We start from the raw sequence: 23,627 nt of genomic DNA, 5'->3' as shown, positions 1-23,627 counted from the left end.
GTCGCGAAAACGCCCATGCCGGTTCTTGGAAAACGTCGAGTGATCCGGGACCCGGTCGCTCAGATCGAGGCCGCAGAACCAGCGATACGCGAGGTTCAGATGCACCTCTTCGCAGAGCCGTCGCTCAGAACGAATGCCGAAGCAATAGCCGACCAGCAACATCCGGATCAGCAGCTCGGGATCGACCGACGGGCGGCCGGTATGGCTGTAGAAATCCGCAAGGTGGGCGCGGATGCTACTCAGGTCGACGAACCGATCAATGGATCGAAGCAGGTGATCTTGGGGAACATGATCCTCCAGCGAGAACTCGTAGAACAGCGCCGGTTGCGCCTCCTGTCGTGGTCCCATCATCGCCAATACTCCCCCCGAATAAAGGGATTGAATCAGCAGTTCAGGCCGCGATCAAGGAAGAGTTTTTCAACAAAATAAGCCCAATCCAGCGCAGTAGGTGCCCGGGAGTCAATTAGCGGCCGCTGAAAATATCTGATGCCTACGGCACCATGGTATATTGCAAGTTAGTCTCGCAGCTCACTTCGAGCGCCCAGACGACTGGGAAGGGCAGATGGCGTTTCTGCATTGGCTCACCCGGCCTAACTGCAGCCTCGGTGGTGCGCGGCCCTGTGATAGGTTGAGCACGCTATCGGCCTGAACCACTATTCTGCACAGAACTTTGGATTTTCGTGCCTTGGTAGCGGCACTGCGGCCAAAACCAGTTCCAGGCTCGCTTGAGGAACTGGTTTCCGGGTCTTGTTTGCAAATATGGAGAGCGAGATATTCGACTTTGGGCGACAAGCCAGACCCTTCGGTGAGAGTTCCTGGAAGATCAAAGTGGGTGTAGCCAGAATAGCTTCGATCCCGGCGGAAGATGCCGCGATCCTGGACCAGCATCCAATTCGATGCGCTGCGACTATTCTAAGATGACCCTCCTCTCTGGCCGCACACTCAGGTCGAAACGACCAGTAGAGTTTCCCCCCGGTCCAATCAAATTCGAGGCTCTCCTGCCCAATGAGTAGCATCGCCCCAATTGCATGATCCGCCAGCAAGTCGGGAGGAAGGTCGATGATCCCATAGAGGTTTTTCTGGTGGGGCCAGAAGGCGCTACGAAGCAATATGCCTGGGGCTATGAAACATAGCGGCGAAACCGCAATCGACCCATGTTAAGCGTTCCAACCACCTGCGAGATCTATGGCAACATCGAGATCTGTGCTATGATGAATTTCATTCATGCATACAGATACGGAAAGCAACAGTATGCTCGAGGCCATCTTAAGCGAACAGCTCACCAGCTTCGGCCTGATTGGGGTCGAAGTGCTGGTCATCGTAGGAAGCCTGTATGCCATCTGGCCCGAACGCCAAAAGAAATCTGATATCGATGTAGATGCGGCGGTACGCAACGCGCCCTACCACCTGCTTAAGAAGCTGTGAGAGAAGCATTGATGAGCAACTTCAGGCGGGCGGCCCACAGCGGATCGTCAGCCATCTGCCTGTACCGAGAGGCTATGAAGCGGCAGATCCAACTCAGCGATCCTGCAGCTCTATGTATCAAGTGCTCTTTCAAGAGCTTGCACAGGATGCTGCAGAGAAATTTTCGCAAAGCGTTTTGCCTGAGATCTGCATGAGAAACCCGTCGCCAACAACGCACCCTGGCCCTCGGCGACGCGCTTTGCCCAGCTCAAGCGAAAAATTTCGCGCGACATCTCGCGGTGCTCGGCTTCATGGCCGAAAAGTCCAGCCATGCCGCAGCATCCGGCCCTTCGAGACTTGAGGCAAAGCCCCGCCGCCGAAAATATTTCTTCCCATCGTCTCAAACTTTCGGGATCGGCTGACGTTTCCGTACAATGGCCGATCATTTCAAAATCCCCGGCAAAGCCCTGAGGGAGATACTCCTTGTGTCTCACCAAGAAGCGATCGATTGGGACCGGTTCCGAACCTTCAAGTGGTACAGGAATATCTTGCCGGTAGTGCATAGAGACGGCCGGTTCCAAATTGATAAGAGGCAGTCCAGTTGTCGATAATTGGTCGATCGTCGCCCCGGCATGTGCTCTGGTGTGCTCAAAGTCATCGAGATAGCCACGGACTTGCACTGCCTTGCCGTTGCGCAGGATCGGGGTGTGCAGCACTGCAAAACCCATGCGGGTCAGGACCCGTGCGGCTGCTGCCAGCACCGCTGGGTCGAATGGACCGAGGAAGCTGTCACATAGCAGGATAACGGCCCGGTCTTTGTTGATGTGTGCTGGTAGAGGCTGACCGGGCTTGAGCAGTTGTGATCCTGCGGCGCGCATGCGTGCATGCAACCCGATGCGATCAAAACGAGGTAGATCGACAAGCTTGAAGACCAGGGACATCAAAAGCGGCCCAATGGAGAGGCCAACATTTGCGAGAAGAGGCATTTGGGTTGCAAGGATTGTTAAGGTTTCCATTCGGCGGACCAAGTGATCTCTTAGGCTGCGCTGACGACCTCGCGTTTCCGCCAAAAACAGGGCCTTCATCGTAGGAATATCGACCTGTACAGGACATTGCGAGGTACAGGCCTTGCAAGAGAGACAGGTCTCGAGAGATTGTGCCAGGTTCTCCTCTACCTCCGTCACCTCTCCACCGGTCTCGCGCGCAAGTAGCCAGTCACGGAACAATGCAGCGCGTCCCTTTGGCGATTGAACCCGATCGCGTGTTACTTTGTAGGATGGGCACATCTCTTGCGCCGCATCCCAGTGGAAGCAGACGCCATTGCCATTGCAATCACTTGCCTTGGCGTAGGCCGAGCGTTCTTCGATCAACTGATCTCGCGCACCCCGAAAGGGGATCGTGTCGATGTGCTCCACTTGCAGCGATGTGCCTGCAGCGGTCACGAGTTTCCCCGGGTTAAGAACATTGTCAGGATCAAAGGCCGCCTTGATCTGACGCAACAGGTCGAAAAGCGCGGGGCCGAAGTATTGCGCAACATATTCTCCCCGGAACCCCTTGCCGTGTTCGCCCCAGACAAGGCCACCCTGTTCCTGCGCCAAACGGGCCACTGCATCGGAAATCGGGCGGATTTTGTCACGATGTTCTGGTAGACGCATGTCCATTAGCGGACGTACATGGACGCATCCCACGTCCGCGTGGCCATACATGCCGTACTCCAGCTGATGCGCATCGAGAATACCGCGAAACCCACGCACGAAGGCGACAAGATTCTCTGGTGGCACAGCAGCATCCTCGACGAATGCAGTGCCTTTCAGGCGGCCTTTGCCCTTGCCCATCAAGCCGACAGCATCCTTACGGAGTCCGTTCAGGGCATTCATGGTCCTCTGGTCCCGCGTAGCGATCACGCCATTTGCGTCCTCCTGGCGGGCAAGCTGCTCGATAGCTTCCAGTTGTCGGTCGACTACCTCAGTGCTCTCTCCCGCGATCTCGGCAAAGAGATAGCCGCCACTGCGGGCAAGCTTTTCGCCCAAGACCGGCTCCAGGATTGGCCACGCGGGGGTGGTCTTGCCAAGCCCAACAGTAACATCATCGAGAAATTCGATAGCCTCTGGATCTGCCGCCAATAATCCGGGAACGGCGCCGAGAGCATTTAAGCTGTCGGTGTATCCAATAATCGCCATGCCCCTGCATTCAGGCAGCGGTGCTACCTTAAGCGACAGCTCCGCGGTGATCGCCAACGTGCCTTCGGATCCGGCGATCAACTTGGCCAAACGGAGTGTCCCGTCAGTGCCTCGTACCTCGTCAAGATTATAGCCGGTCAGCCCTCGGTTCATCACTGGAAAGACCCGCTCAATTTGCTTAGAGCATTGCGGTAGCGCGCTGCGCAGAAGGTCGACGACATCGCAGACAGGCCCGGGAGGTCCATTTGCCTCTGGAGCGACATCGCCAATTTCTGCAAGACTTCCGTTCGCCAAAACCACTTCGGCGGAAAGCAAGTAGTCGGAAGTTCTTCCGAGTTTGCGTGAGCCTTTGCCTGAGGCGTCGGTGGCTACCATTCCGCCAAGGGTCGCGCGTGAGCCGGTCGAGACGGCAGGTGGAAAAAAATACCCAAGCGGCTTCAAATAGGCATTTAATTGGTCCAGGACCACGCCCGGCTGTACTCGGACCACGCCTGCGTCGGCGTCAAAGCTCACGATGCAATTCATGAAACGGGAGGTATCGAGGATCACGCCCTCGGCAAGCGACTGGCCGTTGGTGCCCGTGCCGCCTCCGCGGGGCGTAAGCGAAAGGCCCGCGCGGGTTGCAGCTGTCACTGCGGCCTGAATATCTGTTTTGCTGCGTGGCTCCACCACGCAGGCCGGTTCGCGGTAGTAGATCGAGTTGTCCGTCGCATTGACCACGCGGGCGGCGCGACCCGGTCGCATCTGGCCTGAAAATCCAAGACCGGATAGCGTCTGTAGAAAGGAGGTGACTGCCGGGTTCTGCGTCATGGCTTCATCCTTTGGGGCTGGTGGCTCAGCGGATAAAGGAGGGCAATAACAAGGTCACCGTCGGCACATATGTCACCAGCATCAGCACCACGAAGGACACCAATAGCATTGGCCAGAGTGCAAGGCTCAACCGTTCAATCGACTGGTTGCTGATGGCTGAGGCGACAAAGAGTGAGTATCCAAAGGGCGGCGTCGCCATCCCGATCGCGAGATTGATGACCACCATTGCGCCCAGATGGATCGGATCAAGACCCAATTGGGCACCGATGGAGGATAAGGTAGTCCCAAGGATGATCATCGCAGCGATATTATCCATGATCGCACCGATAAACAGCAGAAACAAATTTAGAATTAGCAAGATGACAATTGGATTGGTCGAGATCGACATGATCCCGTTTGCGATTGCTGAAGGCAATTGTTCGATCGCCACGAGCCAGCCGAAGGCGGAGGCGATGGCGATGATGAAACAGACAATGGCGGATGTCCGCATCGCGGCTATGATGATAGCCGGCAACTCGGCGAACTTGATTTCGCGGTGGATAAAAAGTCCGACGATAAGCGCATAGAATACGGCGATGGCCGAAGCTTCAGTTGGGGTGAATACAGACCCATAGATGCCGCCCAAAATAACTACCGGCGCAAGAAGAGACCATTTCCCGTCCCAAAGGCTTTGCCCCAGCTCTTTCCGTGTCGCGCGTCGTTCGCGAGGGATATTTGGGCTGCGGCGTGCGACGATCCAGCATACCAGCATCAAGCCGAGAGCGATTAGGAGACCAGGGATGATCCCTGCAAGGAAAAGCTGGTTAATCGACTCTTCTGCAACCACCCCCCAGATGATCATCGGGATAGAAGGCGGGATCATCTGGCCGATTGGCCCGGAAGCGGCGGAGAGCGCGGCAGAAAAATCACGTTTCCATCCGCGCTGCTCCATCTCTGGGATCATGATCCCGCCGATCGTGGCGGTAGTGGCGGGCGCCGAGCCTGAGATCGCTGCGAAAAAGGTTGCCGATAGCACGGTGACCATGCCAAGACCGCCCGTTACGTGCTGGACGAGGGACTGGCAGAACTTGACCAAACGTCGCGAGAGACCGCCATGCATCATTAAATCACCGGCGAGAATGAACCCCGGGATCGCGAGAATCGAAAAGCTTTGGGTCCCCGCGATCAAACGTTGTGCAAGAATCACCAACGGGAAATCCGCCATGTAGAGCCCCAAAACCGAAGCGATGCCGAGGCCGAAAGCAATCGGCACCCCTCCAAACATGGAGATGAGGAAAGTCGCGAGAATGGCAATGGCAACGGCACTCATCCGATGATCTCCTTGGGCGTGCTGGTATCTTCGACCGGCTTGAACAAACGGGCCAGTGCATGCAGCGCGCCCAGAAGCCCGCAAACGGGGGCGGCAAGATGGAGGACCTCGATGGGCAGCCGCATTGCAGCCGAGACCTGCCCCACAGTGCTGACAGTGTATTCGTATCCCGAAGCGGCAAGCGCGATGCAAAAGAACAGGATGACGAGGCTAATCAGACGGTTCCAAACCGCCTTAATGCCATGTGGTAAATAGGAAATGAGCACATCCAACCGCACATGCGTCATATCGCGTAGAACACTGGTAGCGGCCAGAAGGGTTGTCCATGTAAACAGCATCAAGGCCAGCTCTTCCGACCAGACAAGTGATGAGCCCAGCACGTAGCGTGAAAATACTTGCATGATGAGGGCGGACATCATGACCACGGCCATCGCAACAACCACCCAGTTGGTGGCCCGCGCCGTCCAGTAAGACAGTCTGTCGAGCAGAAGAATCATGCTTGGCCCTCGCGTCATGCTGTTTGTAATGGAGTGCGTTTTCAGCGCCTCGCGATTCCGCGAGGCGCTGGTCGAACGGCTTAGCCTTGAACGGCCGCCAGTGCCTTGTCGAAGAGATCTTCGCCGATCGCGCCTTTGAACTCGTCATAGACCGGGAGAACCTGTTTGCGGAATGCCGCGGGGTCTTCGATATCGTTGACGGTCATGCCAGCCGCCTTCAATTGCTCGATCAATGCAGCAGAGGCTTCGGCGACCTGAGCGCGCTGTTTTTCGATTGCGGCCGATGTGGCTGCCTTGAATGCAGCCTGCTCTTCTTCGGAAAGTTTGCCGAAAGTCCGCTCTGACACGATGATACCGAGCGCGGAATAGGTATGCTTCGTAAGCGATAGGTACTTCGTGACCTCAGGGTAGTTATTCGCAGCGATCACCGCCAGCGGTATCTCGAGCCCATCAATGGTGCCTTGCTGCGCCGCGGTGAAGGTTTCCGACCATGCCATCGGGGTCGGGTTGCCGCCCAATGAGGAGAACATGCCGATGAAGACAGGGTTCTGCATCGTGCGAAATTTCACACCCTCAACGTCATTTGGCGCCGTGACTGGTCGGGTATTGTTAATCATGTGGCGGAAGCCCCCCTCCGCGAAACCAAGGCCAATCATGCCCTTGCTTGAAAGCTTGCTGAGCATTTCTTGGCCAACTTCGCCGTCCAGAACGCCGTGAGCTTGGGCTTCATCTGCAAAAAGGAATGGCATATCGTTGAGTTGAAACACCGGGTCGAGGTTGGCAATCGTAGCATTGGTGATAATGCCGACGTCAAGCGTGCCGTATTGCAAACCTTCGAGCATCTGCTTCTCGTCACCCAACTGATTGTTGGGAAACATCTGTACGTCGAACTTGCCTGGCAGACGCTCTTCCAACTCAGCCTTCAGGTTATGCGCCATGATTGCATAGGGATCTTGGGCGCTGTCGGATGTCGTCCAGCCGACACGCAACGTGTCCGCTGCGGTTGCCGGCAGGCCAGCCGCGCTCAGCAAGGCGGCTGAGAGCGTGACTATTGCGGTTTTTCTTAAAGTCATCATCGTGGTTTCCTCCCTAAAGATGATCAGATTTGCGTCGTGTCGAAGCCGTAGAGCCGCGCCGGGTTATCCGCGAGGATGCGGTCCCGCGTGGCCGCATCCGGGGCCCAATCGTCAAGCATATTGAGCAATGCGCCGTCATTCGGCATGTCGACGTTGATGTATGGATGCGGCCAATCCGTAGCCCAAAGAACCCGCTCTGGGTTCGCGCGAATGATCTCGCGGGCAAACGGGGCGATGTCGGAATAAGGCGTCTCATTCTCGCCAGTAATTCGGTAGCTGCCCGACAACTTCACCCAGGACTTCCCATCGGCTACAAGCGATAGCATTTCTTGAAAACCCGGGTGGTTTGTGCCGGCGGAAGTGGGCATGTGACCCAGGTGGTCAAACACCGTTTCCACGGGCAGCCGACCCAACGTGTCTCGGATGTCCGCGAATTCTGAGACATCAATCAACATTTGCAGATGCCAGCCCAGAGCCGCGATCTTGTCCGCGATCCGACGCACGTCGGACACTTCGACGCCGGAACGGAACAGAAGATTGAGCCGTACCCCTCGAGCCCCAGCATCATGCATCTGCTCAAGCTCTTTTTCTGAAACACTCTCATCGACAACGACGACCGCGCGCAGCCGGTCGGGATGCCTGCGTACAACATCCAATGTGCAGCGATTATCCTGCCCATACACCGAAGGTTGCACGATGACGCCGCGCGAGAGGCCAAGGCTGTCGAGCATATGGAAATATTGTTCCTCGCTGGCTTCAGGCGGGGTGTAAGTCCGATGCGGGGTAAAGGGATATTTTGCATCTGGCCCAAAGATATGTGCGTGGCAGTCTGTAGCTCCCGGTGGCGGGGTGAACTGCGGCGCATAGGGCTCGAGATCTGCCGCTTCACAGAACGGTATTTTGACTTCCCCCAAAGAGGTCATCCGGCTTTCCTCCCAGCCTTGCAAGCCACGCAATCCAAGCCGGTCGGCCGTGCGCAGCAAATGGTTCCACGCCGCACGGCGCGCTTTATCTGGATCTCCGATACGGATCGCTTCGAAAACAATATTCAACTCACGCTCAATACCTTGAGGTCCATCGCCTCTGAGAACGGAATTGGCGAGATCTTCCGCAATACCCGCGTCGATGCGCTCGTAAAGGAACTGCAAAAGGTCACGAAAATAGGGGTTGTTCGTCGCCGCAGCTACGGCTTGATGAAAGGCACGCTGCTCTGGCAAAGCGGCTGCGCCCTGAGCGAGTGCTTCTTGCACGCCCGCAAGAGCGATTTCGATTTCTTGCAGCTGAGTCAGTGTGCGGCGACGCGCAGCCATTGACGCGCCTCCCACTTCGATTTCCATCCTAAGCTCGAGCAGCTGACGGAGGTGAGCGATAGAAGAAAGTGTCTGCGGGTCAATCTTAAATCCCGTGGCCGCCACCAGAGAGCAAACAAAGGCACCGACGCCGTGGCGGCTTTCCACCAGTCCCGCCTCACGTAACTGTGCAATTGCTTCGCGCACGGCGCTTCGTCCGGCGCCAAAGTCTCGCACCAGCTCTGCCTCAGTCGGCAGCTTGGCGCCCACAGGCAAACGTCCACCGGTGATCATTGTAGACAGTTGCTCTGCGATGTCGTCCGAGACCCGGCGGCGGCCTACAGAGCGGATAGGTATGACAGATGTTTCTTTTGACATAGCGAATCTCTCCACAGATCAATCTAACCAACGGTCAGTTGTCTGACAACTGACAACTGACAACTGACAACTGACAGCCGGCGACTTAGTGGTGATATAGCTTCTAATGGCTTCAATATTTTGCAGAAGTTTGCTGCGATGGATTTGAGGGATTAAAATGAGCTTCCAAATTTAGCCAAACATTTCTGATAGTTACATGCTGGGGCATTCAGACTATCGTCGAACTCAAGCTTGAAACAAGATCGCTTATTCAGGCGGACAGGCCGCGTAAGCAAAGACGAAGACCCCAAGGGCGCCGGGATCGACTGCGTACCTCGACAGGTTAGAACACTTCTTTGGATAAATAGCCTCCTCTGCGGTTTCTATATTCAGACGGTCGGTTGTCGAACGACCCAGAACTCATCGCTTGCACGCGCTTCACCGGGAGGTGATGTGGATCAGGGTAAAGATCACAAGCCCCGGCCCTTACAGCCGGACTTAAGCCGGAAAGATGCTTTCTCGTGCAAGATGAGCAAACGGGGCCTCAGGAAACTGGGGACGCCTGACACGCGAGGCGGAAAATGCGGGTACAGACACTGGAGGCCAGTGTCGGGCGAGGTGATTCGTCTCGGACGAGATCGCCTATAGGGCGCAAATTTTCTACAAAAGCACTGTCCCCATTTTCGGGACGAAACATAAAGTGTGTAAGGTTTCTGCGCTTGCACGGGGTGATTTAGATTTTTGCGTAGCCCATAAATGAACCCGCTTCTTTGGGTGGGGCCATCTGGTGTTTCATCACTAAAAGCCAATGATAATCAGAAATTGTAAGGCAGAGCCGATTAGCTTTGGTGCCTTTAAGCACGGTCGTGAGCCAAGCAAACAGAAGCTCTTGATAGCCAGCGAACATCAAACTCAAATCTGATCCATGCCGCATTGCCGCAACAAGTTTAGCATTGACAGGTGAGGTGAGTCCGGACTCAGATGTATATATGTATGAACTGGATTCACATATATGAACAAGCAGGTTAAATCTGCGGTCCGTGTGCTGGACGTTTTGGAACTCCTATCTGCCCGCGCTGAACCCATGCGTCTGCTTGAACTGGCGGTTACTTTGGGGATCCCGAAAAGTAGTGCTCATGGCCTACTCTCGACGCTTCAGGGGCGCGGTTATGTGACCAAAGACACAACTGATCGCTACGCGATCAACGAGATGTTTCGTCAAGGGTTTGCTTGGGTCGGCGGGCTTGAAACGCTTCTGCGCTCAATTGCGATGCCAATTGTAGAAAATCTGCGAGACAGGTTGGGCGAAACTGTCTTCGTCTGTATGCGCAACGAGTATCAAGACGCCCGGCTGGTCTGCAAGGCCGTCAGCCGACATCCGATCCGCTACGACTCCTCCGACGATGTTGTTCTGCCAGGTTATGCAACGGTAATGGGCCGCGTTCTGCTTGCCTTTCAGGCGCCCGAAAAAGTTGATGCCTACTTTGCGCGGACTGAACTGACGCCCTTCACCGACCAATCGTTGAACACCGAAGCACAGATCCGCGCCGAGTTAACAAAGATCCGTGAGGACGGCTACGGCGTAATCATCGATCAGTTTGCCCAAGGTGGCGCAGGGATCGCGGCACCGGTCCGCAATGCTGACGGCAAAGTAGTGGCGGTAATTGATATGGCGACAGTGACTGCACGCTACGAGGCGCGGCGTGACGAGATGCTGGCCGGCGTTCTGGAGGGCGCGGCCCAAATAAGCGCGCGACTGGGCTATCGCCCGGAGCTGACGAAGTCGGCGGGAGACAACGCAATGACAGACCACAAAGGACGCGGATGATGGGATATCGGTTAGGCATGGACATCGGAGGCACTTTTGCCGACTTCTGCGCATTCGACGAGGCGGAGGGGACCATGAGCAACGTGAAGGTGCTCACCACGCCGGATCGCCCAGGGCAGGAGGTGATCGACGGCCTCGTCGCATTGAAAGACCGCTTTGGCATTGAGCCCTCCGAGATTTCCTATTTTACCCATGGCACGACGGTCGGGATCAATTCGATCATCATGCGCAAGGGCATCCGTCTGGCATTGTTCACTACGGAAGCCTTTAGCGATGTGCTGGAACTTGCGCGGCTGAAAATGCCCGACCCCTACCATCTGCTCTCGGCACGGCCTGAGCCTTTAGTGACGCGTGACATGGTGTTCGGGGTACGCGAACGAATCCTTGCAGATGGCGCGGTGGATCAACCGCTGGACACTGAGAGCCTGCTCGCGGCGGTTGAGGCAGCTCAGCTGCGCGGTGCCCAAGGCGTCGTGATTGCATTTCTCCACAGCTACCGCAACGCCGCGCACGAGCTTGCGGCCAAGCAGTTTATCTTCGAAACCGCGCCTCACCTGCACGTCTATTGCTCATCAGACGTGCGCCCGATTATTCGCGAATATGAGCGGTCCTCCACAGCCGTAATCCACGGCTACGTGCAGCCGCGCGTATCGGAGTATCTCGGCGCGCTGCAACGGGTTTTGACTGAAATCGGCGTCGCATCCGAGCCCATGATCACGAAATCCAATGGTGGCATCATGTCGGTGGAAGGGGGCAAGACCGCCTGCGTCGAGATGCTCTTGTCCGGCACCGCAGCTGGAGTAATGGGCGCGGCATTTGTGGCCCGGGAAGCCGGAGAAAACCGGGTGCTAAGCCTCGATATCGGTGGTACCTCGGCGGATGTCGCGATCATCCTCGACGGGCGACCAGGCTATGGCGTGAACGAGGTTGTCGGTGATTTTCCGATTTACGTGCCGACGGTATCGGTCACCTCCATCGGCGAGGGCGGCGGCTCGATTGCACGTGTGGATCAGGGCGGAATGCTGACCGTTGGCCCCGACAGTGCCGGGTCCGTCCCTGGGCCAGCGGCCTATGGGTTCGGTGGCACGGAAGCGACCATCACCGATGCCTTCGTAGTGTTGGGATTGCTGAATGGTGCGGCGCTTGGCTATGGCATGGTTTCAGTTGATCGCGACAAGGCATTAGCCGCGATCGCCCCGCTGGCCGAGGCAATGAAAATCACCGTCGAGCGTGCTGCCGAGGGCATCGTCGGTATCGCCGTGTCGGGCATGTTCCGCGAAGTCTCGAAACTGTGCTCGCGCAGGGGAATAGATGTACAGGACTTCAGCCTGCTGGCCTTTGGCGGCGGTGGGCCAATGATGGCCTGCCTACTGGCGCGTGATCTGGGCATGAAGCGTGTCGTCGTGCCGCCATCGCCCGGCGTTTTATCGGCGTTGGGCGGGTTGACTGCGGATATTCGAAGCGATTTCACCGCTACTGCTTTCTATCATCTGGCGCCAGAAAATCTGGCTGAAATGGGGCAGACCGTAGGGCAGCTGACTGAAAGAGCGCGGCGTTGGATCGTGCAGGAGCAGGGGTTTTCTGGCACACCCGTGTTTCACGCATCCGGCGAGATGCGCTATCTCGGCCAGAGTTTTGAGATTGAGGTTCCGATCGAACCGGAAGCCCTGCGCGCCGGGGATACGACGCAGATATCCGAGGCGTTCCACCGCGAACACCGCCGTCTTTACGGTCACGCGGATCCCTCAGCGCCGATCCAGATTATTGCAATCAATCTTGTGGTGACGGGCCATTCGGCCAAACCCTCGCTGCCGCGGCATGAGCCGCAATCACGTGATGTGATGGCCCGCCGCAACATGACGGCTTGGCTTGATGGGCAGCAGCGGGAGATCGCCTTATTCGATCGCGCCGAATTGACTGCTGGAGCGCGTTTTCGCAGTCCCTGTGTCATCGCGCAGGACGATACGACCACGATCGTCCCCATGGGTTTTACCGGCGAGGTAGATGACTTGGGCAATCTGGTCCTGACCCTTGAGGAGAAAAACGATGCGCACTGATCCCGTAACCCTCAAGATGCTCGAGAACCATGCACAAGCGGTAGCCGAGAGCATGGCCTATACTTTATTCCGCACCGCCCATTCCACCTTTGTTAAGGAAACCGAGGATTTTACCACCGGCCTTGTCTCACCCGCTGGGATGACCTTTGCCAGCCCGCGCGATCTGGGCGCGACATGGTTCATTGGTCTTGATTACAAGGGGGCGCTGGAAGCCATTGATGGCTACGAGGAAGGTGATATCTGCATCACAAACGACCCGTATTCCGGGTTTGTCTGCACTCATACCCCCGATCTGCACATCTGGAAGCCGATCTTTTGGGAGGGTGAGATTGTCGCCTTTGCCGTGGGGCATATCCACAACACCGATATGGGTGGCGCAGTACCTGCGTCGCTGTCGCGGGCCAATACCGAAGTACACCAGGAAGGTATACGCTTTCGCCCGACCAAGCTGATCTCGCGGGGCGAAGTGAACCAGCAACTGATCGACACGATGATGTTGAATGTGCGGATGCCTGAGCAGAATCGGGGCGATCTGCAAGCCCAGATTGCCGCAGTGAACACGGGCGAAGCAAAAGTACACGAGATGATCCGCAAGTTCGGAGTCGAGACCGTGCGCAACGGTATCGAAGACCTGCTGGATATGGGAGAGATCCGCGCCCGAGCCGTCATTTCGGACCTACCGGACGGGCAGTTTCATTTTGTAGATTACCTTGATGAAGATGGACCCAATGGGGTGCCGGTGCGCCTCGAGGTCACGCTGTCAATCGAGGGTGACGGGCTGACTCTTGATTTCACTGGCTCGGATCCGCAGCTGAAATCCGCGCTGAACATGCCCACGGGCGGTAACCCACGACACATCTTGCTGATGGTGGGCTACAACTACTGTCTATACACTCTCGACCCGTCGATCCCACTCAATGGGGGCATCCTTCGCGCGGCGACCTGCATCGTGCCTGAGGGAACGGTGCTGAACCCGCAATACCCGGCTGCCGTGGGTATGCGATCGCTGACTTGCGGAAGACTTCAAGGGGTCATCATGGGGGCTTTCCATGCCGCCGCGCCCGACCGCCTACCCGTCGGTGCAGCGGGCGGCGGCGGAATCGTCAACGTCAAAACCTTCGACGCACGGTCGGGTAAGCTATCGATGGCCTCTATCGATCCGGTAACCGGCGGGGCTGGCGGCTCTGCACTGGGGGACGGGACCGACGGCTCGGGGGCAAACAGTTCGTTCCTCAAAAACACCCCGGTTGAGATCAATGAGGTCGAGGTTCCGATCAAGTTTCGCCGCTACGGGTTGGTGCCCGACTCAGGCGGAGCGGGCATAGCCCGCGGGGGCATGTCGACGGTCTTGGAGGTCGAGGTCTTTACCCCTGACACAGTGATCACGGCGCGCAACCGGGACCGGTCGATCTTTGCCGCTTGGGGCGGTCAGGGCGGCCACCCCGGCGCGCCGTCTCATTTCACCAAAATCTCGCCGGACGGCACACACCATAATCTTGGCAACACCGACGTTGTCCCACTGGGGCCGGGGGATGTGTTCAACCTTACCTCCGGCGGCGGCGCGGGCTGGGGCGATCCCTACGCCCGTCCCGAGGAACTGGTGGTGCGCGATGTCCTGCGCGGCGCTGTGACGCCAGCAGCCGCGCGGGAACATTATGGCGTTGTGTTCGATGCCGAAGGGCGGCTGGATCCTGCGGCAACCAAAGCGCGGCGCGCGGCGCATCTGCCCGCCCCCAGCGAGACTTACAGCTATAACGAGAACCGGCGCGCCTTCGAGGCGGTCTGGACCAATGCCAACTACAAGGCGCTGACACAGGCGCTTTCGGGAATGCCGGTGCATTGGCGGCATTTTGTCAAACGGTCGGTTTTTGATCATGTCGCCGCCTTGGAGGCGGTGGACCGGCGGGGCGATGGGTCCGAAGTCTGGGCGGCGGTGGCGGCGGTCAAAGATCGGGTGCCGGGACTGGCGCGCGCGATGACCCTGCCGGAGGCGGCGGAATGATCCGGTTCGACTTTTCAGGCCAGAAGGTTCTGGTCGCCGGGGCCGCTCGGGGCATCGGGGCGGCGATTGCGGAGGAATTTCTCTCAGCCGGGGCCGAGGTTATTGCGGCTGATCTTCTTGAAGACCCACTTGCTGAGCTTGCTGAGAAATATTCCGGCAAGCTGCACATCGAAACGCTGGATCTTGGCGACAGTGTCGCGGTTCAGGACCGCTTCGGGGCCATGCCGTTGGATATAGTCGTCAACGCGACCGGCGGGGTGAGGGGGCAGTCGCCAAAACCGCTCGAGGAGGTGACGGACGCCGAATGGCTGTCGGTCTATGATGCCAATGTCATGTCGGCACTGAACCTTATGCGCGCGGTTGTGCCAGCCATGAAGCAGCGCGGCGCCGGGCGGATCATCACGATATCCTCGGGCGCGGGGCTCAAGCCCAGCCTCACTGGCATCCAGTCCTATTGCTCGGCCAAACACGGGCTGATCGGGCTGACCCGGCAGATGGCGTTGGAACTGGGGCGGCATGGGATCACGGTTAATTCCGTGGCACCGGGCTTTATCCGCAGTTCGCCGGACTACGAGCGGCAGTGGGACAGCTATGGCCCCGAGGGACAGGAGCGCATGCTGAACAACATTGCCGTGCGGCGTCTGGGCGAGCCTTCTGACATTGCAGCCGCTTGTGCCTTCCTTGCTTCCGACCGCGCAAGCTACATCACCGGGCAGGTTCTGCCCGTGTCCGGCCATCCCTTTCCCTGAGGAGCAGTGACATGACCCAAGAACAGACCCCATGGCAATGGCCTGAAGAAACCTGGCGCGGAAAGGTGAACCGTGTCCGGGCAGGCAAAACGCTGAAACCGACCACATGGCCGGGCGGCGCGCGCTGCGCCGTCGCAATGTCATTTGATGTGGACCACGAAACCAATGAACTGCGCGATGGGGGAGAGTCTATTGGGGCGCTAAGCAGGGGCCAATACGGCAACCGTCAGGGTATCCCGCGTATCATGGAGGTGCTGCGCCGGCATGACATCAAAGCCTCGTTCTATGTGCCTGCCGTTGTGGCGATGCTCTACCCGGAAGAGACCCGGATGTTCGTGGCAGAAGGCCATGAGGTAGGCATCCACGGCTGGATTCATGAACGCAATTCGATCCTGCCGCCTGAGGCCGAGCGCGATCTGCAAATGCGTGCCTGCGACACGCTGGAACGGATTTCGGGCAAACGCCCTGTCGGCATCCGCACCCCGTCTTGGGATTTCAGTGACGCCACGCTGGAGATCACCCGCGACATGGGGCTGCTTTATGACAGTTCGCTGATGGCAGATGTCGATTGCTATGAACTGCTGCTCGACGGCGAGGCGACCGGAGTGACCGAATTACCGGTGGAATGGATCCGCGATGATGCGGTCTATTTCAATATGAACCGCTTCTCGGCGCTGCGTCCATACACGCCTCCCGAAGACGTGCAAGATATCTTCACACGTGAGTTTGACGCGGCCTACGCGGAAGGAGGGCTTTTCCAGTTGACCATGCACCCGCACATCATTGGCTATCGTTCGCGGTTGTGGATTCTGGATCAACTTGTCGCCCGTGCGCGGGCCAAGGGAGATGTCTGGTTCGCGACCCATGCCGAGATTGTGGAGTGGGTTAGGGAAAATTCGTGACCCGTCCCCAATTACCTTGCGGCCAAAGCGCCGCCTTGCCGGCCCGGAGCCATCGGGACGGCCAAAACTAACAAACCCTAAAGAACACCCAACAGAAAGGAACGACCATGAAGAGAACTGCTCTTATCCTATGCTCGTCACTGGCGCTGATGCTCGCCGCGCCGGCAGTGAGCTTGGCTCAGGACCGTTATGTCCATGCCAATAACTCCGCCTATGACAGCCTCGACCCGCATACCGTGCGCGACGTCGCCCGGATCGCCTCCCGGCTCAACTTCTATGACGGATTGTACCGCTGGGTCGATAACCCCCCTCAACTGATCCCATGGCTCGCAACCGATCATACCGTGTCCGAGGACGGACTGACCTGGACCTTCGAACTGCGCGATGATGTGACATTCCACGACGGTACGCCGATGACGGCGCAAGATGTCGTCTATTCTTTCGAGCGGATGCTGGCACTCAAGAAGGGCGCAGGATCGCTGTTCTTGCCGATGATTGATCCCGGCCAGACCGAGGCATTGGACGACACCACTGTCGCCTTCACACTTAAGGAACCTTCCGCGATCTTCGCCTCGCTGGTGCCGGATATTCTTGTGGTGAATTCAAAGGTGGTACAGGAGAACGAGAGCGACGGCGACATGGGCGAAGGCTACCTGATCGACAACGTCGCGGGCACGGGATCCTATATGCTCAAGCGCTATGATCCGGCGCGCGGCTTTGTCGGCGAGCGATATGCCGAGCATTTCGCAGGCTGGGGAGAGAAATACTTCCAAGAGATTGAGTTCCGCACTGTGGTCGAGACCAATACACGGATTCAGGGGCTGATGCGCGGGGATTACCAGGGCCTGGACGGCTATCTTGCACCGGATCAGATCAGCCGTCTGCGTGAAGACGAGGATGTGCAGATCCTCGAAGAAGAATCTATGCGGGTCTACCACATCGCGCTTCACAACGGCCGGGCTCCGTTTGACGACAAGAACTTCCGCATGGCGATGATGCATGCCTTTGATTACGACGGCTACGTGAACGACATCATGCAGGGCACTGTCGCGCGCAATCCGACAATCGTCCCAGGCAATCTTTGGGGTGCGCCGGATGTTCCGGGCTATGAATACGATCTCGAAAAAGCCCGGGACTACCTTGATGCCTACAAGGCCGAACATGGGAATGAAATCCGTACCATTCAGATCGGGGCACTCGCGGGTTTTTCAGAAACTGAGCAGACTGCGGCCTTGATGCAGAACAGCCTTTCCCAACTGGGCATAGACTCGGAGATCGAGAGTTCTCCTTGGCCGGTGATTTCGTCCAACATGCAGAACCCCGAAACCATGCCGGACATGCTGCCCTATTGGAAGTCGACTTACTATGCCGATCCGAACAACTGGATTGGAGAGCAATACGGTTCGCGCTATGCGCCGACCCGCAACGTCAGCGCCTACCACAACGACGAGGTCGACGCGATGCTCGAGAAAGCCCTAATCATCACTGATCAGGCCGAACGTGAGAAGCTCTACGAGGCTGCGACCCAGCAGGTCTATGACGATGCCGCTGGCATCTGGATCTACAACACCAAGTGGTTTGGCCCCTATGCCTCGAACGTCAAGAACGTGCGCTTCTGCCCGGTCGGCAACGGTCAGGACATGCGCTGGGCCTATCTCGAGGACTGATCCCGGCCTCGGCTAAAGATGGCGTCGCGGGGCAGAGGCTTTCGCGGCGCCAGAGCAAACTTTGCGATCCTCAGAATGGAGACCAAACCATGCGCAGACTTGAAATCATTCTCTCCAGATTGGTCTGGTTCATCCCGACGCTCTTTGGTCTGGTTTTCGTTGTTTTCTTTATTTCAAACGTCATCCCGACCGATCCGGCTCGCATCATTGCCGGTGAAAATGCTACCGAAGCACAGGTCGTCGCCCTTCGGGCCGAAATGGGGTTGGACCAGCCGGTCTATATCCAGTTCGGCAGATATGTTGCTGGGCTGGCCACCGGGGACCTTGGCAAGAGTATGTATACGCAGCGTGAGATTTCCGAAGATTTGCTGCGCCGGTTGCCAGCCACACTGGAACTGACGCTCGCCGCGATGATCTTGGCCGTGGGGATTGGGGTGCCGCTGGGCGTGATCTCGGCGGTCAGGCGCAACTCGATGGTGGACCAAACTCTCAGGCTGTTATCCGTTTCGGGGCTTGCAGTAGCCAGTTTCTGGCTGGCGATGGAATTGCAGATGTATTTCTCGACCAAACTGGGGTGGACACCACTGAACGGGCGCATCGGCGGCTGGGGCCCGGAAGAAATTACTGGTTTCTATGTGCTTGATTCAATCCTGACCCAAGACTGGGCATCGCTGGGCGATACGCTGCACCACCTGCTATTACCTGCCATTACGCTGGCCTTGCCGGCGGCAGCTACACTGGTGCGCTTTACCCGTGCCGGGGTGCTTGAGGTCATCAATTCGAACTTTGTGCTTTATGAACGCGCGATGGGCATTCCCGCACCGTTGATCATCTGGAAATTCGTGCTGCGCAACGCGTTAATTTCGACCGTAACACAGATCGGCCTGATCTTCGGCGCGCTTTTTGCCGGGGCGGTTGTGGTCGAGGCAGTATTCGACTGGCCGGGGCTGGGCACCTATGCGGTGCAATCCATCTTGCAATCCGACACCAAGGCAATCCTGGGCTTTTCGGTGGTCGTCGGCGTGGTCTTCATAGGGGTGAACCTGCTCGTCGACATCACACATACATTCATTGATCCGAGGACGTTGAAATGACTGCAGTGAAACGGCTTCTGTCAGACCGTGCCGCCGCCCTGGGGGCCGCCATCATTCTCGCTCTTGTTGTCATCGCGATCCTGGCTCCCTGGATTGCCCCCTATCCCGATGACGTCTATACTTTTCATCTCAGCGACCGTTTGCTGCCGCCCTCCTCAGAGCATCTATTTGGCACGGACCGAATGGGGTCGGATGTCTTTTCACGCATTCTCTTCGGGGCGCGGATCACGATCACCATCGCATTTATCGCCGTTGGCGTTTCGGTCGCGATCGGGGTGCCGATCGGGTTGGTGGCGGGATACTATGGGGGCTTTCCCGGCGGGTTCCTAATGCGCAGCTCAGATGTGTTCCTCGCTGTGCCGCAGATCGTTCTGGCCATTGCCATCGCCCAGACCCTCGGGCCATCGGTGGAAAATGTCATCTTGGCACTGTCGCTGACCTATTGGCCCTTCTGGGCCCGGTTAGTTTATGCCGAGACCAACGCGCTCAAATCCCAGACCTTCGTGGAAGCGGCGCAGGCGCTTGGGGCATCGGACCTGCGGGTGATGGTGCTGCATATTTTACCCAATACCGCCTCGGCCATCATCGTGCGCACCTCAATTGGTATGGGCACGACGATCCTGACGGCGGCGGCTTTGGGCTTTCTGGGGCTTGGCGCGCCTCCGCCAACACCCGAATGGGGACGCACAATTTCGGAAGCGCGGGAGTTCCTGCCGGAAGCATGGTGGTACGCAGCCGCGCCCGGATTTGCGATATTCCTCGTCGTCATGGGCTTCAACCTACTCGGAGACGGTCTGCGCGACATCCTTGACCCCAAACTGCGAAAGGGAAGCAGATGAGTGATACACTCCTTTCGGTCAGGGATCTGTCCCTCGGCTTTTACGGTGACGGCGGTTTTGCGCACATTCTTGATGGGGCGAACCTGTCGATCAATCGCGGCGAGATCCTCGGGCTGGTGGGCGAGTCGGGGTGTGGCAAATCGACTTTGGCAAACGCCATTCTCGGTGTGTTGCCTCGCACGGCCCTGGAGGTCCGAGACGGACTGATTGACTTTAATGGGACCGACATGCTGTCAGCGGACTACGCAGCGCAGCAAGAGCAGGTGCGCGGACGCAAAGTGACCTTCATTCCGCAGGACCCCTTCACTTCACTCAATCCGGTTTTCACCATTGGCCAACAGATCGACGACCTGATGAAATGGAAATCCCCACGCAGGCCCGAGGGGCGGGGCCGCGTGCCGGCCTTGCTGGCGCCTTATCCCCGCGCCCGGCGCAGGGCGGATCGCGAACGGGTCATGGAAATGCTCAATCAAGTGCAGTTGCCGCGCGCCGACCAACTGCTGAAGAAGTATCCGCATGAAGTGTCAGGCGGCCAGCGCCAGCGTCTTATGATCGCCATGGCCCTTTTGCCAGAACCCGACCTGATTATCGCAGACGAGCCGACCACCGCGCTCGACGTCACGATCCAAGCGCAAATCCTGGGCCTGATGCGGCGGCTGGCGAACGATCATGGAGTTGCGGTGCTGATGACGACCCATGATTTGGGCTCGGCCTATGAGATCTGCGACCGGATCACGGTCATGTATGCCGGTCAGGATGTCGAGACCGCACCGGTCGATGAATTTTTCAACGCACCGACCCATCCCTATACCGCAAAGCTTCTGGCCTCGCGCCCGGAAGGTGGCGGTGGCATGACTGGCATACCCGGTGAGTTGCCAAGCTTCTATGCGCCGCCACCGGGGTGCAGGTTCCAGACCCGCTGTGACAGGGCGACCGACGCGTGCCGCACCAGACCGCCTGCTGAATCTGCAGGACCAGGGCATGTGGTGCGCTGTGTGCATCCACTGGAGACAGAACAGGGCCAAAGATTGAAGGAGGCGCGGGGATGAACCAGAAACAGACTGAACAGGTGCTCAAGGTTAAAGATCTGACCGTGCGGTTCCCGATCCGCGGGGTCTTTGGGCGACAGGAGGGAGCCATCAAAGCGCTGGATGGCGTTACCTTCGAGTTGCACCACGGTGAGATCCTCGGGCTGGTCGGGGAATCCGGTTGCGGTAAATCCACTTTGGGCAAGACACTGATGGGCATTCAAAAGCCCACCGCCGGGTCGGTTCAGCTGGACGGAAAGGAAATCGCGGGCCGCACTCCGAAAGAAGCCCGCGCCCTGCGTCGGCGCCTGCAATACGCCTACCAAGATCCCGGTGCTTCGCTCGACCCGCGCTGGAAAATCGGCAAATCCCTCGAAGAACCCTTAATCATCCACGCCAATCTGCCACGAAAAGAGCGGTTGCAGAAGGTGACAGAAATTCTGCAAGCGGTGGGCCTGCCTGCGGGCCATGCGGACCTCTTCCCGCATGAGATTTCGGGTGGCCAGCAGCGTCGCGTTGGACTGGCGCGTATTTTGATGTTGAACCCAGAGGTGGTAATCCTCGACGAGCCGACAGCCGGTCTCGATGTTTCGGTGCAGGCGACGGTTCTGCGGCTTTTTGCGGACCTGCGCGAGACCTTCGATCTAACCTACATCTTCATCTCTCATGATTTGTCGGTTGTACGGCTGATGTGCCACCGGGTGGCGGTCATGTATCTGGGACGCATCGTCGAGATCGGCCCCGTAGAAGAGATCATGAACGCACCCAAACATCCCTATACCCAGTCGCTGTTGGCAGCGATTCCCAAGGTCAATGGCATCCGGGTGACCGAGAACTTCTGGCTTGAAGGTGAACCGGCAGACGCCGCGCATCTGCCCAAGGGATGCCGGTTCCAGGGCCGTTGCCCGCATGTGCAACCGCTTTGCCGTGAAGAAGACCCCCCCGACCGGACCGTTGGCGTTCAAAGCGTCGCCTGCCACTTTGCTGGCGAGGTCCACCCGCCCGTTCCAAAACAAAGGGAAAATGCATGAGCAGAACAGCAATCATCACCGGCGGGGGCCGTGGCATTGGCCGTGGCTGCGCCCACGAATTGGCCAGGCAGGGCTGCGATATCGTGCTTGTGGACCTGATCCCCGAGGATCTGGCCAATACCCGCGCCGAAATCGAGCAATTGGGCCGCAAATGCCTTACCTTCGAGGCGGATGTCTCAAGTTTTGACCGCGCGCATAATATCGTCGCAGAGGTCGAAGCCGACTGCGGTGCCGTCGATGTGTTGGTGAACAACGCGGGTAAGTCCAATACCTCCGGCATTACCGAGATCACCGAAGAATCCTTTGATCGTACCATCGAGATCAACCTCAAGGGTGCCTTCAACTGGACCCATGCCGTGGCGCCCGGCATGCTGACGCGTAATGCCGGGCGGATCGTGATGATGTCATCGATCAACGCCCATACCGGAGGGGTGACCAGCGCCGTGTCGCGTTTTGCCTATACCACGGCGAAGGCGGGCCTGTTGGGTATGACCCGCGCGCTGGCCAAGGAACTGGCCCCGCATATCTACGTCAACGCGGTCTGCCCCGGAGTGATCGAAACCGAGCGCTCCAACGACATGATCCGCGCGCGCAAGGACGAACTGGTGCGCGGTATCTCGCTCGGAAGAACAGGGACCCCGGCGGATGTAGCCAATGTGGTTGCCTTCCTCGCGCTGTCAGAACCCTGTTTTATCACCGGACAAGACATTGCCATCGACGGCTTTCAATGGGTGATCTGAACGGCTGAGACCGGCCCGCGCCCGTCATGGGTGTCGCTCGTCGTAACCGTTACGTTAATTCAGGCTGTCTTGGCCGCGCTGACGCCGGAGCTGCCGCTGTTTGGCTTGCCGCTAAGTCAAGCCAGCCAGATGCAGAAGCAGTCGGCCAGTTTGCTTCGGCGACCGTGGCGGCACACTCGGATCTAAAATATCACCCGTTCACTTCGAACTTGCCCGTACCGCATGGTCTGCGGGCATTTTGGCTTCGCCGCCATTCACGAAAAATGGGACTTCAATTCCCATCATGGCGAACGGTAGCTCCCCGGCGCTTATGTCGAACAGCGTATTCGGCCCTAAGCATGCGTAATTGGGCTGCCCCTATTCAGAGGTCGAGCTCCCGTTAAAATCACAGCCAGACTGTGAACAAGGGAGATGAATGATGGAATATTTTGCCGGTTTGGATGTGTCACTTCGCTCATGTGCCATCTGTGTCGTCGATGCCAAAGGCAAGGTGATGCTCGAAAAGGAACTATCCTGTGAAGTCGGCGATATCGCCGATTGCCTGAACAGCTCCGGTTATCCGATCGAGCGCATCGGTTTTGAGGCTGGCACGCTGAGNCAGCATCTCTTTTATGGTCTGACCAGTGAAGGTTTTGATGTCGTCTGCATGGAAGCCCGCCAAGTGAATGCTGCCCTTTCAGCGATGCGCAACAAGACTGACAAGAACGACGCGCGTGGGATTGCCCATGTTCTGCGAACCGGCTGGTTCAGCCCGGTCCACATGAAGAG

General features: G+C 57.9%; 20 protein-coding genes. 13 read left to right on the top strand and 7 right to left on the bottom strand.

Annotated features, from left to right (window positions below):
- A partial coding sequence (locus A3722_RS23740; protein ID WP_150120584.1) for a transposase occupies nucleotides 1–351 on the bottom strand: 351 nt, incomplete at its 3' end.
- A 900-nt stretch (nucleotides 352–1,251) separates the two neighbouring features.
- On the opposite strand from A3722_RS23740, the gene A3722_RS24465 reads away from it, so the two are divergent.
- Nucleotides 1,252–1,425, top strand: a complete 174-nt coding sequence (locus A3722_RS24465) for a hypothetical protein (protein ID WP_161487417.1) — start codon at nucleotides 1,252–1,254, stop codon at nucleotides 1,423–1,425.
- 110 nt (nucleotides 1,426–1,535) lie between these two features.
- Here the strand turns inward: A3722_RS24465 and A3722_RS22900 are convergent, their stop codons facing one another.
- The 6 genes from A3722_RS22900 to A3722_RS24210 all read right to left on the bottom strand — a co-directional run bounded on the left by A3722_RS22900 (nucleotide 1,536) and on the right by A3722_RS24210 (nucleotide 9,838).
- Nucleotides 1,536–4,394: an FAD-binding and (Fe-S)-binding domain-containing protein gene (locus tag A3722_RS22900; RefSeq protein ID WP_067916486.1), complete on the bottom strand. Its 2,859-nt coding sequence runs from the start codon at nucleotides 4,392–4,394 to the stop codon at nucleotides 1,536–1,538.
- A 25-nt stretch (nucleotides 4,395–4,419) separates the two neighbouring features.
- Nucleotides 4,420–5,703: a TRAP transporter large permease gene (locus A3722_RS22895; RefSeq protein ID WP_067629432.1), complete on the bottom strand. Its 1,284-nt coding sequence runs from the start codon at nucleotides 5,701–5,703 to the stop codon at nucleotides 4,420–4,422.
- A complete protein-coding gene (locus A3722_RS22890; RefSeq protein WP_067629435.1) occupies nucleotides 5,700–6,200 on the bottom strand; it encodes a TRAP transporter small permease in 501 nt (166 codons plus the stop codon). Before A3722_RS22890 ends, A3722_RS22895 begins: the two co-directional genes overlap by 4 nt.
- 80 nt (nucleotides 6,201–6,280) lie before the next feature.
- Entirely contained in the window at nucleotides 6,281–7,273 is a 993-nt protein-coding gene (locus A3722_RS22885; RefSeq protein ID WP_067629461.1) for a TRAP transporter substrate-binding protein, read from the bottom strand.
- A 26-nt stretch (nucleotides 7,274–7,299) separates the two neighbouring features.
- A complete protein-coding gene (locus A3722_RS22880) occupies nucleotides 7,300–8,943 on the bottom strand; it encodes an amidohydrolase family protein (RefSeq protein WP_082849600.1) in 1,644 nt (547 codons plus the stop codon).
- A gap of 712 nt (nucleotides 8,944–9,655) precedes the next feature.
- Nucleotides 9,656–9,838 carry a hypothetical protein gene (locus A3722_RS24210; protein ID WP_150120285.1) on the bottom strand — a complete coding sequence of 61 codons (183 nt, stop codon included), beginning with the start codon at nucleotides 9,836–9,838 and terminating at the stop codon, nucleotides 9,656–9,658.
- A 96-nt stretch (nucleotides 9,839–9,934) separates the two neighbouring features.
- On the opposite strand from A3722_RS24210, the gene A3722_RS22875 reads away from it, so the two are divergent.
- The 12 genes from A3722_RS22875 to A3722_RS22820 form a co-directional block, all read left to right on the top strand.
- On the top strand, nucleotides 9,935–10,750 hold the full coding sequence (locus tag A3722_RS22875; protein WP_067629436.1) for an IclR family transcriptional regulator: 816 nt from the start codon (nucleotides 9,935–9,937) through the stop codon (nucleotides 10,748–10,750).
- Nucleotides 10,750–12,807, top strand: coding sequence for a hydantoinase/oxoprolinase family protein (locus A3722_RS22870; RefSeq protein ID WP_067629438.1), 2,058 nt, complete (start codon nucleotides 10,750–10,752; stop codon nucleotides 12,805–12,807). Before A3722_RS22875 ends, A3722_RS22870 begins: the two co-directional genes overlap by 1 nt.
- Entirely contained in the window at nucleotides 12,797–14,809 is a 2,013-nt protein-coding gene (locus A3722_RS22865) for a hydantoinase B/oxoprolinase family protein (RefSeq protein ID WP_067629440.1), read from the top strand. The genes A3722_RS22870 and A3722_RS22865 overlap by 11 nt, the downstream gene beginning before the upstream one ends.
- Nucleotides 14,806–15,558 (top strand): SDR family NAD(P)-dependent oxidoreductase, encoded by a 753-nt coding sequence (locus tag A3722_RS22860; protein WP_067629444.1) that lies wholly within the window; start codon nucleotides 14,806–14,808, stop codon nucleotides 15,556–15,558. The genes A3722_RS22865 and A3722_RS22860 overlap by 4 nt, the downstream gene beginning before the upstream one ends.
- A gap of 11 nt (nucleotides 15,559–15,569) precedes the next feature.
- Complete coding sequence (locus tag A3722_RS22855; protein ID WP_067629447.1) at nucleotides 15,570–16,460, top strand: polysaccharide deacetylase family protein; 891 nt, start codon at nucleotides 15,570–15,572, stop codon at nucleotides 16,458–16,460.
- Between the two features lie 107 nt (nucleotides 16,461–16,567).
- Nucleotides 16,568–18,127, top strand: a complete 1,560-nt coding sequence (locus A3722_RS22850; RefSeq protein ID WP_067629449.1) for an ABC transporter substrate-binding protein — start codon at nucleotides 16,568–16,570, stop codon at nucleotides 18,125–18,127.
- An 89-nt stretch (nucleotides 18,128–18,216) separates the two neighbouring features.
- On the top strand, nucleotides 18,217–19,221 hold the full coding sequence (locus A3722_RS22845; protein WP_067629451.1) for an ABC transporter permease: 1,005 nt from the start codon (nucleotides 18,217–18,219) through the stop codon (nucleotides 19,219–19,221).
- Nucleotides 19,218–20,060 (top strand): ABC transporter permease, encoded by an 843-nt coding sequence (locus A3722_RS22840; RefSeq protein WP_067629453.1) that lies wholly within the window; start codon nucleotides 19,218–19,220, stop codon nucleotides 20,058–20,060. The genes A3722_RS22845 and A3722_RS22840 overlap by 4 nt, the downstream gene beginning before the upstream one ends.
- Nucleotides 20,057–21,109 carry an ABC transporter ATP-binding protein gene (locus A3722_RS22835; RefSeq protein ID WP_067629455.1) on the top strand — a complete coding sequence of 351 codons (1,053 nt, stop codon included), beginning with the start codon at nucleotides 20,057–20,059 and terminating at the stop codon, nucleotides 21,107–21,109. Before A3722_RS22840 ends, A3722_RS22835 begins: the two co-directional genes overlap by 4 nt.
- Nucleotides 21,106–22,119: an ABC transporter ATP-binding protein gene (locus A3722_RS22830; protein ID WP_067629457.1), complete on the top strand. Its 1,014-nt coding sequence runs from the start codon at nucleotides 21,106–21,108 to the stop codon at nucleotides 22,117–22,119. The genes A3722_RS22835 and A3722_RS22830 overlap by 4 nt, the downstream gene beginning before the upstream one ends.
- On the top strand, nucleotides 22,116–22,859 hold the full coding sequence (locus A3722_RS22825) for an SDR family NAD(P)-dependent oxidoreductase (RefSeq protein ID WP_067629458.1): 744 nt from the start codon (nucleotides 22,116–22,118) through the stop codon (nucleotides 22,857–22,859). Before A3722_RS22830 ends, A3722_RS22825 begins: the two co-directional genes overlap by 4 nt.
- A 415-nt stretch (nucleotides 22,860–23,274) precedes the next feature.
- On the top strand, nucleotides 23,275–23,627 hold a 353-nt coding region (locus A3722_RS22820; RefSeq protein WP_236627514.1), incomplete at its 3' end, for an IS110 family transposase.

This window comes from Sulfitobacter sp. HI0027 (assembly GCF_001634775.1).
Lineage (GTDB): Bacteria > Pseudomonadota > Alphaproteobacteria > Rhodobacterales > Rhodobacteraceae > Sulfitobacter.
Note: the sequence above shows the minus strand (reverse complement) of the source record. Positions and strands in the feature narration are given on the sequence as shown.

Bases quoted from the DNA above. Each gene is read 5' to 3' on its own strand.
- A3722_RS24465 (WP_161487417.1), top strand. From the start codon at position 1,252: ATGCTCGAGGCCATCTTAAGCGAACAGCTCACCAGCTTCGGCCTGATT.
- A3722_RS22900 (WP_067916486.1), bottom strand. From the start codon at position 4,394: ATGACGCAGAACCCGGCAGTCACCTCCTTTCTACAGACGCTATCCGGT.
- A3722_RS22895 (WP_067629432.1), bottom strand. From the start codon at position 5,703: ATGAGTGCCGTTGCCATTGCCATTCTCGCGACTTTCCTCATCTCCATG.
- A3722_RS22890 (WP_067629435.1), bottom strand. From the start codon at position 6,200: ATGATTCTTCTGCTCGACAGACTGTCTTACTGGACGGCGCGGGCCACC.
- A3722_RS22885 (WP_067629461.1), bottom strand. From the start codon at position 7,273: ATGACTTTAAGAAAAACCGCAATAGTCACGCTCTCAGCCGCCTTGCTG.
- A3722_RS22880 (WP_082849600.1), bottom strand. From the start codon at position 8,943: ATGTCAAAAGAAACATCTGTCATACCTATCCGCTCTGTAGGCCGCCGC.
- A3722_RS22875 (WP_067629436.1), top strand. From the start codon at position 9,935: ATGAACAAGCAGGTTAAATCTGCGGTCCGTGTGCTGGACGTTTTGGAA.
- A3722_RS22870 (WP_067629438.1), top strand. From the start codon at position 10,750: ATGGGATATCGGTTAGGCATGGACATCGGAGGCACTTTTGCCGACTTC.
- A3722_RS22865 (WP_067629440.1), top strand. From the start codon at position 12,797: ATGCGCACTGATCCCGTAACCCTCAAGATGCTCGAGAACCATGCACAA.
- A3722_RS22860 (WP_067629444.1), top strand. From the start codon at position 14,806: ATGATCCGGTTCGACTTTTCAGGCCAGAAGGTTCTGGTCGCCGGGGCC.
- A3722_RS22855 (WP_067629447.1), top strand. From the start codon at position 15,570: ATGACCCAAGAACAGACCCCATGGCAATGGCCTGAAGAAACCTGGCGC.
- A3722_RS22850 (WP_067629449.1), top strand. From the start codon at position 16,568: ATGAAGAGAACTGCTCTTATCCTATGCTCGTCACTGGCGCTGATGCTC.
- A3722_RS22845 (WP_067629451.1), top strand. From the start codon at position 18,217: ATGCGCAGACTTGAAATCATTCTCTCCAGATTGGTCTGGTTCATCCCG.
- A3722_RS22840 (WP_067629453.1), top strand. From the start codon at position 19,218: ATGACTGCAGTGAAACGGCTTCTGTCAGACCGTGCCGCCGCCCTGGGG.
- A3722_RS22835 (WP_067629455.1), top strand. From the start codon at position 20,057: ATGAGTGATACACTCCTTTCGGTCAGGGATCTGTCCCTCGGCTTTTAC.
- A3722_RS22830 (WP_067629457.1), top strand. From the start codon at position 21,106: ATGAACCAGAAACAGACTGAACAGGTGCTCAAGGTTAAAGATCTGACC.
- A3722_RS22825 (WP_067629458.1), top strand. From the start codon at position 22,116: ATGAGCAGAACAGCAATCATCACCGGCGGGGGCCGTGGCATTGGCCGT.